At 53.7% G+C, this 12385-nt stretch carries 8 protein-coding genes; all 8 read left to right on the top strand.

The window, feature by feature from the left end; translation table 11 throughout:
- Positions 1-240 precede the first annotated feature (240 nt).
- The 8 genes from secE (at position 241) to rpoC (ending at position 12316) form a co-directional block, all read left to right on the top strand.
- A complete protein-coding gene (gene secE / locus MT962_RS21895; protein ID WP_024554735.1) occupies positions 241-624 on the top strand; it encodes a preprotein translocase subunit SecE in 384 nt (127 codons plus the stop codon).
- Between the two features lies 1 nt (position 625).
- On the top strand, positions 626-1171 hold the full coding sequence (gene nusG / locus MT962_RS21890; protein ID WP_001287521.1) for a transcription termination/antitermination protein NusG: 546 nt from the start codon (positions 626-628) through the stop codon (positions 1169-1171).
- A gap of 150 nt (positions 1172-1321) precedes the next feature.
- Entirely contained in the window at positions 1322-1750 is a 429-nt protein-coding gene (gene rplK / locus MT962_RS21885; RefSeq protein ID WP_002438627.1) for a 50S ribosomal protein L11, read from the top strand.
- A 3-nt stretch (positions 1751-1753) separates the two neighbouring features.
- The gene (gene rplA / locus MT962_RS21880; RefSeq protein WP_024558467.1) at positions 1754-2458 is read left to right on the top strand and encodes a 50S ribosomal protein L1; all 705 of its coding nucleotides are present in this window, start codon (positions 1754-1756) and stop codon (positions 2456-2458) included.
- Positions 2459-2753: 295 nt separating this feature from the next.
- Positions 2754-3251, top strand: a complete 498-nt coding sequence (gene rplJ / locus MT962_RS21875; protein WP_024558466.1) for a 50S ribosomal protein L10 — start codon at positions 2754-2756, stop codon at positions 3249-3251.
- Positions 3252-3302: 51 nt separating this feature from the next.
- Positions 3303-3671, top strand: coding sequence for a 50S ribosomal protein L7/L12 (rplL, locus tag MT962_RS21870; protein ID WP_004387079.1), 369 nt, complete (start codon positions 3303-3305; stop codon positions 3669-3671).
- 319 nt (positions 3672-3990) lie between these two features.
- Entirely contained in the window at positions 3991-8019 is a 4029-nt protein-coding gene (rpoB, locus tag MT962_RS21865; RefSeq protein WP_024558465.1) for a DNA-directed RNA polymerase subunit beta, read from the top strand.
- Positions 8020-8095: 76 nt separating this feature from the next.
- Positions 8096-12316, top strand: coding sequence for a DNA-directed RNA polymerase subunit beta' (gene rpoC / locus MT962_RS21860; protein WP_024558464.1), 4221 nt, complete (start codon positions 8096-8098; stop codon positions 12314-12316).
- The last annotated feature ends 69 nt before the right edge of the window (positions 12317-12385 follow it).

The following is a 12385-nucleotide window of genomic DNA, read 5'->3' as shown; positions in this document are numbered from 1 at the left end:
CGGCTAATCGCTGATAACAATTGACGCAATGCGCAAGAAAAGGGCATCATTTGATGCCCTTTTTGCACGCTCTCACACCAGAACCTGGCTCATCAGTGATTTATTTCTCATAATCATTGCTGAGACAGGCTCTGTCGATGGCGTAAATTCCGAAGCGCAGAGTTAACAGCAATTCGGTCTGGTTTGCCTCGCCTTCGCGGGGCAAAAATGTTTGTCTGGTTTATTGTGACAGGTTGGTTTATGAGTGCGAATACCGAAGCTCAAGGAAGCGGGCGCGGCCTGGAAGCGATGAAATGGCTCGCCGTCGCAGCTCTGCTGATTGTAGCGATCGTGGGCAACTATATTTATCGTGATATTACTCTGCCGCTGCGTGCCCTTGCGGTAGTCATTCTTATTGCTGCAGCGGGTGGTGTCGCGCTGTTAACGACCAAAGGTAAAGCTACCGTTGCTTTTGCCCGTGAAGCGAGAACCGAAGTTCGTAAAGTGGTTTGGCCGACTCGCCAGGAAACGTTGCACACCACATTAATTGTGGCAGCGGTAACTGCTGTAATGTCCCTGATCCTGTGGGGGCTGGATGGTATTCTGGTCCGCCTGGTATCCTTTATCACTGGCCTGAGGTTCTGAGATGTCTGAAGCTCCTAAAAAGCGCTGGTACGTCGTTCAGGCGTTTTCCGGTTTTGAAGGTCGTGTAGCGACCTCCCTGCGCGAGCATATCAAATTACACAACATGGAAGAGTTGTTTGGCGAAGTCATGGTTCCGACTGAAGAAGTCGTCGAAATCCGTGGCGGACAGCGTCGCAAAAGCGAACGTAAATTCTTCCCGGGCTATGTGCTGGTGCAGATGGTCATGAACGATGCGAGCTGGCACCTTGTCCGCAGCGTACCGCGTGTGATGGGCTTCATTGGCGGCACCTCCGATCGTCCGGCGCCTATCAGCGACAAAGAAGTCGATGCGATCATGAATCGCCTGCAGCAGGTTGGCGATAAGCCGCGTCCGAAAACGCTGTTTGAGCCGGGTGAGATGGTTCGCGTTAACGACGGTCCGTTTGCTGACTTTAACGGCGTGGTTGAAGAAGTTGACTATGAAAAGAGCCGCCTGAAGGTATCTGTTTCTATCTTCGGTCGCGCGACTCCGGTCGAGCTCGATTTCAGCCAGGTTGAAAAAGCCTAAGGCTCGTTCGAAAAAACAGCAATTACAGATTGCACAAGGCGTGAGATTGGAATACAATTTCGCGCCTTTTGTTTTTACGGGCTTCGGCGCGTAAAACTTATTATCACGGGAAGCCTCCTTGAGGCGCTATACCCATTAGAGGAAATTTAAATGGCTAAGAAAGTACAAGCCTACGTTAAGCTGCAGGTTGCAGCTGGCATGGCTAACCCGAGCCCGCCGGTCGGCCCGGCACTGGGTCAGCAGGGCGTTAACATCATGGAATTCTGTAAAGCGTTCAACGCAAAAACGGATTCCATCGAGAAAGGCCTGCCGATTCCGGTTGTTATTACCGTTTATGCTGACCGTTCTTTCACCTTCGTTACCAAAACTCCGCCGGCAGCAGTTCTGCTGAAAAAAGCGGCTGGTATCAAGTCTGGTTCCGGTAAGCCGAACAAAGACAAAGTAGGTAAAGTGACTCGCGCTCAGGTTCAGGAAATTGCTCAGACCAAAGCTGCGGACATGACTGGTGCCGACATTGAAGCGATGACTCGCTCTATCGAAGGTACTGCACGTTCCATGGGCCTGGTAGTGGAGGACTAAGAAATGGCTAAACTGACCAAGCGCATGCGCGTGATCCGTGAAAAAGTTGATGCGACCAAACAGTACGAAATCAACGAAGCTATCTCTCTGCTGAAAGAGCTGGCCACTGCGAAATTCACTGAAAGCGTTGACGTAGCCGTTAACCTCGGCATCGACGCTCGTAAATCTGACCAGAACGTACGTGGCGCAACTGTACTGCCGCACGGTACTGGCCGTTCCGTTCGCGTAGCCGTATTTACCCAGGGCCCGAACGCTGAAGCTGCTAAGGCAGCTGGCGCTGAGCTGGTAGGTATGGAAGATCTGGCTGATCAGATCAAGAAAGGCGAAATGAACTTTGACGTTGTTATTGCTTCTCCGGATGCAATGCGCGTTGTTGGCCAACTGGGCCAGGTACTGGGTCCGCGCGGCCTGATGCCGAACCCGAAAGTGGGCACCGTAACCCCGAACGTTGCTGAAGCGGTTAAAAACGCTAAAGCCGGTCAGGTTCGTTACCGCAACGACAAAAACGGCATCATTCACACCACCATTGGTAAAGTTGACTTTGACGCTGACAAACTGAAAGAAAACCTGGAAGCGCTGCTGGTTGCTCTGAAAAAAGCAAAACCGGCTTCTGCGAAAGGCGTGTACATCAAGAAAGTTAGCCTGTCCACCACCATGGGTGCAGGTGTTGCTGTAGACCAGGCTGGTCTGAGCGCTGCGGCGAACTAATAATCGCCCTTTACGTGGGCGGCGGATTTGTCTACAATCTTACGCCCACTGTCCTGGCTAACAGGACAAACAGAATTTTCGGTTGGAGCCTGGCCTTATCCAGGCCTCCGTCCAAGACCGCAGGTGTTTCGCAAGAGACTTAATTCCCTGCGTAGACGGTGACAGAACCTGAAGAATATTTTTTAAGTAGTCTTTGGCTTGTTTCTGCTCACCGTATTTCGACGCTCTTTCGTTAGGAAGAGTGAAGTGAGTTCCGGGGCATTTTGTCCCGGCTAAAACCCAGGAGCAAAAGCTAATGGCTTTAAATCTTCAAGACAAACAAGCGATTGTTGCTGAAGTCAGCGAAGTAGCCAAAGGCGCGCTGTCTGCGGTTGTCGCGGATTCCCGTGGCGTTACCGTAGATAAAATGACTGAACTGCGTAAAGCAGGTCGCGAAGCTGGCGTATACATGCGTGTTGTTCGTAACACCCTGCTGCGCCGTGTTGTTGAAGGTACTCAGTTCGAGTGCCTGAAAGACGCGTTTGTTGGTCCGACCCTGATTGCATACTCTATGGAACACCCGGGCGCTGCTGCTCGTCTGTTCAAAGATTTCGCGAAAGCGAATGCAAAATTTGAGGTCAAAGCCGCTGCCTTTGAAGGTGAGCTGATCCCGGCGTCTCAGATCGACCGCCTGGCAACTCTGCCGACTTACGAAGAAGCAATTGCACGCCTGATGGCAACCATGAAAGAAGCCGCTGCTGGCAAACTGGTTCGCACTCTGGCTGCCGTTCGCGATGCGAAAGAAGCTGCGTAATCGCGCATTTGCTTACGTATAAAACTTATTCTGATATTCAGGAACAATTAAATGTCTATCACTAAAGATCAAATCATTGAAGCAGTATCCGCTATGTCCGTAATGGACGTTGTAGAACTGATTTCTGCAATGGAAGAAAAATTCGGTGTTTCCGCTGCTGCTGCTGTAGCTGTTGCTGCTGCTGGCCCGGCTGAAGCTGCTGAAGAGAAAACTGAATTCGACGTTATTCTGAAAGCCGCTGGCGCTAACAAAGTTGCTGTTATCAAAGCAGTACGTGGCGCGACTGGCCTGGGTCTGAAAGAAGCTAAAGACCTGGTAGAATCTGCTCCGGCTGCTCTGAAAGAAGGCGTGAGCAAAGATGACGCTGAAGCTCTGAAAAAATCCCTGGAAGAAGCTGGCGCTGAAGTTGAAGTTAAATAAGCCAACCCTTCTGGTTGCAGCCTGAGAAATCAGGCTGATGGCTGGTGACTTTTTGGTCACCAGCCTTTTTGCGCTCCAGGGGACCAGTAGCGTTTCACACTGTTTTACTACTGGTTACCCGTCAATGCTTGTTTCTATCGACGACTTAATATACTGCGACAGGGCTTCCGCGCTGTGTAAATCGCAATGAAATGGTTTAAGAGTGATAGAAACAGGCATTGCGGAAAGTGTTCCATTTTCCGGTCAACAAAATGGTGTTGCATAAACTGTCCCCCCGACGGACAGAGTGGGTCGACTTGTCAGCGAGCTGAGGAACCCTATGGTTTACTCCTATACCGAGAAAAAACGTATTCGTAAGGATTTTGGTAAACGTCCACAAGTTCTGGATGTTCCCTATCTCCTTTCTATCCAGCTTGACTCGTTCCAGAAATTTATCGAGCAAGATCCTGAAGGGCAGTACGGTCTGGAAGCTGCTTTCCGCTCCGTATTCCCGATTCAAAGCTATAGCGGCAATTCGGAACTGCAATATGTCAGCTACCGTCTTGGCGAACCGGTATTTGATGTTAAAGAATGTCAGATCCGTGGCGTAACCTACTCGGCTCCGCTGCGCGTGAAGCTGCGTCTGGTGATCTACGAGCGCGAAGCGCCGGAAGGCACAGTTAAGGACATCAAAGAGCAAGAAGTTTACATGGGCGAAATCCCGCTCATGACCGATAACGGTACCTTTGTTATTAACGGTACTGAACGCGTTATCGTTTCTCAGCTCCATCGTAGCCCTGGCGTTTTCTTTGATAGCGATAAAGGCAAAACCCACTCTTCGGGTAAAGTGCTGTATAACGCGCGCATCATCCCTTACCGTGGCTCCTGGCTGGACTTCGAATTCGATCCGAAAGACAACCTGTTCGTTCGTATCGACCGTCGTCGTAAATTGCCGGCCACCATTATTCTGCGTGCGCTGAACTACACCACCGAGCAGATCCTCGACCTGTTCTTTGAAAAAGTGGTGTTTGAAATTCGCGACAACAAGCTGCAGATGGAGCTGGTACCGGAACGCCTGCGTGGCGAGACCGCGTCCTTCGACATCGAAGCTAACGGCAAAGTGTATGTAGAAAAAGGCCGCCGTATTACTGCGCGCCACATCCGCCAGCTTGAAAAAGACGATATCAAGCATATCGAAGTGCCGGTGGAATACATCGCAGGCAAAGTTGCCGCTAAAGATTATGTAGACGCTTCTACTGGCGAGCTGATTTGCCCGGCCAACATGGAGCTCTCTCTGGATCTGCTGGCCAAGCTGAGCCAGGCAGGCCACAAACGCATTGAAACGCTGTTCACCAACGATCTGGACCACGGTCCGTACATGTCTGAGACTGTACGTATCGACCCGACTAACGATCGTCTGAGCGCGCTGGTAGAAATCTACCGCATGATGCGCCCGGGTGAGCCGCCGACTCGCGAAGCGGCTGAAAGCCTGTTTGAGAACCTGTTCTTCTCTGAAGACCGTTATGACCTTTCTGCGGTAGGCCGCATGAAGTTCAACCGTTCTCTGCTGCGCGAAGAGATTGAAGGTTCCGGTATCCTGAGCAAAGACGACATCATCGACGTGATGAAGAAGCTCATCGATATCCGTAACGGCAAAGGCGAAGTGGATGATATCGACCACCTCGGCAACCGTCGTATCCGTTCTGTAGGCGAAATGGCGGAAAACCAGTTCCGCGTTGGCCTGGTGCGTGTAGAGCGTGCGGTGAAAGAGCGTCTGTCCCTGGGCGATCTCGATACGCTGATGCCGCAGGATATGATTAACGCCAAGCCTATCTCCGCAGCAGTGAAAGAGTTCTTCGGCTCCAGCCAGCTGTCGCAGTTTATGGACCAGAACAACCCGCTGTCTGAGATTACGCACAAGCGTCGTATCTCCGCGCTCGGCCCAGGCGGTCTGACTCGTGAGCGTGCGGGCTTTGAAGTTCGAGACGTTCACCCGACGCACTACGGTCGCGTATGTCCGATCGAAACGCCGGAAGGTCCGAACATCGGTCTGATTAACTCCTTGTCTGTTTACGCGCAGACCAACGAATATGGCTTCCTCGAAACGCCGTATCGTTTAGTGCGTGACGGCGTGGTGACTGACGAAATTCATTACCTCTCCGCTATCGAAGAAGGTAACTACGTTATCGCTCAGGCGAACACCAACCTGACGGAAGAAGGTCGCTTTGCAGACGATCTGGTCACCTGCCGCAGCAAAGGCGAATCGAGCCTGTTCAGCGCAGACCAGGTTGACTATATGGACGTTTCCACCCAGCAGGTGGTTTCCGTCGGTGCGTCCCTGATCCCGTTCCTGGAACACGATGACGCCAACCGTGCATTGATGGGTGCGAACATGCAACGTCAGGCAGTTCCGACTCTGCGCGCTGATAAGCCGCTGGTTGGTACTGGTATGGAGCGTGCTGTCGCCGTTGACTCTGGTGTAACTGCAGTTGCGAAGCGTGGCGGTACCGTACAGTACGTCGATGCGTCCCGTATCGTTATCAAAGTTAACGAAGACGAGATGTATCCGGGCGAAGCGGGCATCGATATTTACAACCTGACTAAGTACACCCGTTCTAACCAGAACACCTGCATCAACCAGATGCCGTGTGTTTCTCTGAATGAACCGGTTGAGCGCGGCGACGTGCTGGCGGACGGCCCGTCCACCGACCTCGGTGAACTGGCGCTCGGTCAGAACATGCGCGTAGCGTTCATGCCGTGGAACGGTTACAACTTCGAAGACTCCATTCTCGTTTCCGAGCGTGTGGTTCAGGAAGATCGCTTCACCACCATCCATATTCAGGAACTGGCGTGCGTGTCTCGCGACACCAAGCTGGGGCCGGAAGAGATCACCGCTGACATCCCGAACGTGGGTGAGGCTGCGCTCTCTAAACTGGATGAATCCGGCATCGTGTATATCGGTGCGGAAGTCACTGGCGGCGACATCCTGGTTGGTAAAGTAACGCCGAAAGGTGAAACCCAACTGACTCCGGAAGAGAAGCTGCTGCGTGCGATCTTCGGTGAAAAAGCGTCTGACGTTAAAGACTCTTCCCTGCGCGTGCCGAACGGCGTGTCAGGTACCGTCATCGACGTTCAGGTCTTCACCCGTGATGGCGTAGAGAAAGACAAACGCGCTCTCGAAATCGAAGAGATGCAGCTGAAGCAGGCGAAAAAAGACCTGACTGAAGAACTGCAGATCCTCGAAGCCGGCCTGTTTGCTCGTATCCGCGCTGTGCTGATTGCCGGTGGCGTTGAAGCTGAGAAGCTCGACAAACTGCCGCGCGATCGCTGGCTGGAACTGGGCCTGACCGACGAAGAGAAGCAGAACCAGCTGGAGCAGCTGGCTGAGCAGTACGATGAGCTTAAGCACGAGTTTGAGAAGAAACTCGAAGCGAAGCGCCGCAAAATCACCCAGGGCGACGATCTGGCGCCAGGCGTGCTGAAGATCGTTAAGGTCTATCTCGCCGTTAAACGTCAGATTCAGCCGGGTGACAAGATGGCAGGCCGCCACGGTAACAAGGGTGTTATCTCCAAGATCAACCCGATCGAGGATATGCCTTACGATGAAAACGGCACGCCGGTAGATATCGTACTGAACCCGCTGGGCGTACCGTCTCGTATGAACATCGGTCAGATTCTGGAAACCCATCTGGGTATGGCGGCGAAAGGCATTGGCGACAAGATTAACGCCATGCTGAAACAGCAGCAGGAAGTGGCGAAGCTGCGTGAGTTTATCCAGCGCGCTTACGATCTGGGCGCTGATATTCGCCAGAAAGTCGACCTGAGCACCTTCAGCGATGAAGAAGTGCTGCGTCTGGCTGAAAACCTGCGTAAAGGTATGCCGATCGCAACGCCGGTATTCGACGGTGCGAAAGAAGCGGAAATTAAAGAGCTGCTGCAACTGGGCGACCTGCCGACTTCCGGCCAGATCACTCTGTTTGACGGCCGCACCGGTGAGCAGTTCGAGCGTCCGGTAACCGTAGGTTACATGTATATGCTGAAACTGAACCACTTGGTCGATGACAAGATGCATGCTCGTTCTACCGGTTCTTACAGCCTGGTTACTCAGCAGCCGCTGGGTGGTAAGGCTCAGTTCGGTGGCCAGCGCTTCGGTGAGATGGAAGTGTGGGCGCTTGAAGCATACGGCGCAGCCTATACCCTGCAGGAAATGCTGACCGTTAAGTCTGATGACGTGAACGGCCGTACCAAGATGTATAAGAACATCGTGGATGGCAACCATCAGATGGAACCGGGCATGCCAGAATCTTTCAACGTACTGTTGAAAGAGATCCGCTCGCTGGGCATCAACATCGAACTGGAAGACGAGTAATTCTCGCTCAAACAGGTCACTGCTGCGGAGTTAACGCTCCGCAGCAGAATGTGCTAACTCCGACGGGAGCCAATCCGTGAAAGACTTATTAAAGTTTCTGAAAGCGCAAACTAAAACCGAAGAGTTTGATGCGATCAAAATTGCTCTGGCGTCGCCAGACATGATCCGTTCATGGTCGTTCGGTGAAGTTAAAAAGCCGGAAACCATTAACTACCGTACGTTCAAACCTGAGCGTGACGGTCTGTTCTGCGCCCGTATTTTCGGGCCGGTAAAAGACTATGAGTGCCTGTGCGGTAAGTACAAGCGCCTGAAACACCGCGGTGTGATTTGTGAGAAGTGCGGCGTTGAAGTGACCCAGACCAAAGTGCGTCGTGAGCGCATGGGCCACATTGAACTGGCTTCCCCGACCGCGCACATCTGGTTCCTGAAGTCCCTGCCGTCCCGTATCGGTTTGCTGCTGGATATGCCGCTGCGCGATATCGAACGTGTTCTGTACTTCGAATCTTACGTTGTTATCGAGGGCGGCATGACCAACCTCGAGCGTCGTCAGATCCTGACTGAAGAACAGTACCTGGACGCGCTGGAAGAGTTCGGCGACGAATTCGACGCAAAAATGGGTGCGGAAGCTATCCAGGCCCTGCTCAAGAGCATGGACCTGGAGCAGGAATGCGAACAGCTGCGTGAAGAGCTGAACGAAACCAACTCCGAAACCAAGCGTAAGAAGCTGACCAAGCGTATCAAACTGCTGGAAGCATTCGTACAGTCTGGCAACAAGCCGGAGTGGATGATCCTGACCGTGCTGCCAGTGCTGCCGCCGGATCTGCGTCCGCTGGTTCCGCTGGATGGTGGTCGTTTCGCAACGTCGGATCTGAACGATCTGTATCGTCGCGTTATTAACCGTAACAACCGTCTGAAGCGTCTGCTGGATCTGGCTGCGCCGGACATCATCGTGCGCAACGAAAAACGTATGCTGCAGGAAGCGGTAGACGCCCTGCTGGATAACGGTCGTCGCGGTCGTGCGATCACCGGCTCCAACAAGCGTCCGCTGAAGTCTCTGGCTGACATGATCAAAGGTAAGCAGGGTCGTTTCCGTCAGAACCTGCTCGGTAAGCGCGTGGACTACTCCGGTCGTTCCGTAATTACCGTTGGTCCGTACCTGCGTCTGCATCAGTGCGGTCTGCCGAAGAAAATGGCGCTGGAGCTGTTCAAACCTTTCATCTACGGCAAGCTGGAACTGCGTGGCCTTGCGACCACCATTAAAGCCGCCAAGAAAATGGTTGAGCGCGAAGAAGCGGTCGTTTGGGATATCCTGGACGAAGTCATCCGTGAGCACCCGGTACTGCTGAACCGTGCGCCGACCCTGCACCGTCTGGGTATTCAGGCGTTCGAACCGGTACTGATCGAAGGTAAAGCTATTCAGCTGCACCCGCTGGTATGTGCGGCGTACAACGCCGACTTCGATGGTGACCAGATGGCTGTTCACGTACCGCTGACGCTGGAAGCCCAGCTGGAAGCGCGTGCGCTGATGATGTCTACCAACAACATCCTGTCCCCGGCGAACGGCGAACCTATCATCGTTCCGTCTCAGGACGTTGTACTGGGTCTGTACTACATGACCCGCGACAAGATTAACGCCAAAGGCGAAGGCATGGTGCTGACTGGCCCGAAAGAAGCGGAACGTCTGTACCGCTCTGGCCAGGCTGAACTGCACGCTCGCGTAAAAGTTCGTATCACTGAATACGAAAAAGACGCGAACGGCGAGTTCGTAGCGAAAACCAGCCTGATCGACACTACCGTAGGTCGTGCGATCCTGTGGATGATCGTACCGAAAGGTCTGCCGTTCTCTATTGTGAACCAGCCGCTCGGTAAGAAAGCGATCTCCAAAATGCTGAACACCTGTTACCGCATTCTGGGCCTGAAGCCGACCGTTATTTTTGCGGACCAGACCATGTATACCGGTTTTGCGTATGCAGCGCGTTCTGGTGCTTCCGTTGGTATCGACGATATGGTTATCCCGGCGAAAAAAGCTGAGATCATCGCCGAAGCCGAAGCAGAAGTGGCTGAAATCCAGGAACAGTTCCAGTCTGGTCTGGTAACTGCTGGCGAACGTTATAACAAAGTTATCGATATCTGGGCCGCGGCGAACGATCGTGTATCCAAGGCGATGATGGATAACCTGCAGACCGAAACCGTTATCAACCGTAACGGCGAAGAAGAGCAGCAGGTTTCCTTCAACAGCATCTACATGATGGCCGACTCCGGTGCGCGTGGTTCTGCTGCGCAGATTCGTCAGCTGGCAGGTATGCGTGGTCTGATGGCGAAGCCGGATGGCTCCATCATCGAAACGCCGATCACCGCGAACTTCCGTGAAGGTCTGAACGTACTCCAGTACTTCATCTCGACCCACGGTGCTCGTAAAGGTCTGGCGGATACCGCACTGAAAACCGCGAACTCCGGTTACCTGACTCGTCGTCTGGTTGACGTCGCGCAGGACCTGGTTGTGACCGAAGATGATTGCGGCACGCTGGAAGGCATCACCATGACCCCGGTTATCGAGGGTGGCGATGTTAAAGAGCCGCTGCGCGATCGCGTACTGGGTCGTGTGACTGCTGAAGACGTTCTGAAGCCGGGTACCGCAGATATTCTGGTTCCGCGTAACACACTGCTGCATGAGCACTGGTGTGATCTGCTGGAAGCGAACTCTGTTGACTCTGTGAAAGTGCGTTCCGTTGTAACCTGTGACACCGACTTTGGTGTATGTGCGCACTGCTACGGTCGCGATCTCGCGCGTGGCCACATCATCAACAAAGGTGAGGCTATCGGCGTTATCGCAGCACAGTCCATCGGTGAGCCGGGTACACAGCTGACCATGCGTACGTTCCACATCGGTGGTGCGGCGTCTCGTGCGGCTGCTGAATCCAGCATCCAGGTGAAAAACAAAGGTAGCATCCGCCTCAGCAACGCGAAGACGGTTGTGAACTCCAGCGGTAAACTGGTTATCACTTCTCGTAACACCGAGCTGAAGCTTATCGACGAATTCGGTCGTACTAAAGAAAGCTATAAAGTGCCTTACGGTGCGGTTATGGCGAAAGGCGATGGCGAGCAGGTTGCTGGCGGCGAAACTGTAGCAAACTGGGACCCGCACACCATGCCGGTTATCACCGAGGTGAGCGGTTACATTCGCTTCACGGACATGATCGACGGCCAGACCATTACGCGTCAGACCGACGAACTGACCGGCCTTTCTTCGCTGGTGGTTCTGGATTCTGCAGAGCGTACCGCTGGCGGTAAAGACCTGCGTCCGGCGCTGAAAATCGTTGACGCTAACGGCGATGACGTTCTGATTCCGGGCACCGACATGCCGGCTCAGTACTTCCTGCCGGGTAAAGCTATCGTTCAGCTGGAAGATGGCGTGCAGATCAGCTCCGGTGACACCCTGGCGCGTATTCCGCAGGAATCCGGCGGTACCAAGGACATCACCGGTGGTCTGCCGCGCGTTGCGGACCTGTTCGAAGCGCGTCGTCCGAAAGAGCCGGCGATCCTTGCTGAAGTGGCGGGTATCGTCTCCTTCGGTAAAGAGACCAAAGGCAAACGTCGTCTGGTGATCACGCCGGTTGACGGTAGCGATCCGTACGAAGAGATGATTCCGAAATGGCGTCAGCTCAACGTGTTCGAAGGCGAACGTGTGGAACGTGGTGACGTTATCTCCGACGGTCCGGAAGCGCCGCACGACATTCTGCGTCTGCGTGGCGTTCAGGCTGTGACTCGTTACATCGTTAACGAAGTACAGGACGTTTACCGTCTGCAGGGCGTTAAGATCAACGATAAGCACATCGAAGTTATCGTTCGTCAGATGCTGCGTAAAGCCACCATCATGAACGCGGGCAGCTCCGAGTTCCTGGAAGGTGAGCAGGTGGAATACTCTCGCGTCAAGATCGCTAACCGCGACCTGGAAGCGAACGGCAAAATTGGCGCAACCTATATGCGCGATCTGCTGGGTATCACCAAAGCGTCTCTGGCAACCGAGTCCTTTATCTCTGCGGCATCGTTCCAGGAGACGACTCGCGTGCTTACCGAAGCAGCCGTTGCGGGCAAACGCGACGAACTGCGCGGTTTGAAAGAGAACGTCATCGTGGGCCGTCTGATCCCGGCTGGTACAGGTTATGCGTACCACCAGGACCGCATGCGTCGCCGTGCGGCAGGCGAAACCCCGGCTGCACCGCAGGTGAGCGCGGAAGAAGCGACTGCGAGCCTCGCAGAGCTGCTGAACGCAGGCCTCGGCGGCGACAACGAGTAATCGTTTCTCGCCACACTAAAAAACCGCTCTTTGGAGCGGTTTTTTTATGCCTGCAATCTGGTCGGGAGG

Origin of the sequence: Franconibacter sp. IITDAS19 (assembly GCF_023079515.1) — a bacterium.
GTDB lineage: Bacteria > Pseudomonadota > Gammaproteobacteria > Enterobacterales > Enterobacteriaceae > Franconibacter > Franconibacter pulveris.
Note: the sequence above shows the minus strand (reverse complement) of the source record. Positions and strands in the feature narration are given on the sequence as shown.

Bases quoted from the DNA above. Each gene is read 5' to 3' on its own strand.
- rplL (WP_004387079.1), top strand. From the start codon at position 3,303: ATGTCTATCACTAAAGATCAAATCATTGAAGCAGTATCCGCTATGTCC.
- rplA (WP_024558467.1), top strand. From the start codon at position 1,754: ATGGCTAAACTGACCAAGCGCATGCGCGTGATCCGTGAAAAAGTTGAT.
- rpoB (WP_024558465.1), top strand. From the start codon at position 3,991: ATGGTTTACTCCTATACCGAGAAAAAACGTATTCGTAAGGATTTTGGT.
- secE (WP_024554735.1), top strand. From the start codon at position 241: ATGAGTGCGAATACCGAAGCTCAAGGAAGCGGGCGCGGCCTGGAAGCG.
- nusG (WP_001287521.1), top strand. From the start codon at position 626: ATGTCTGAAGCTCCTAAAAAGCGCTGGTACGTCGTTCAGGCGTTTTCC.
- rplK (WP_002438627.1), top strand. From the start codon at position 1,322: ATGGCTAAGAAAGTACAAGCCTACGTTAAGCTGCAGGTTGCAGCTGGC.
- rplJ (WP_024558466.1), top strand. From the start codon at position 2,754: ATGGCTTTAAATCTTCAAGACAAACAAGCGATTGTTGCTGAAGTCAGC.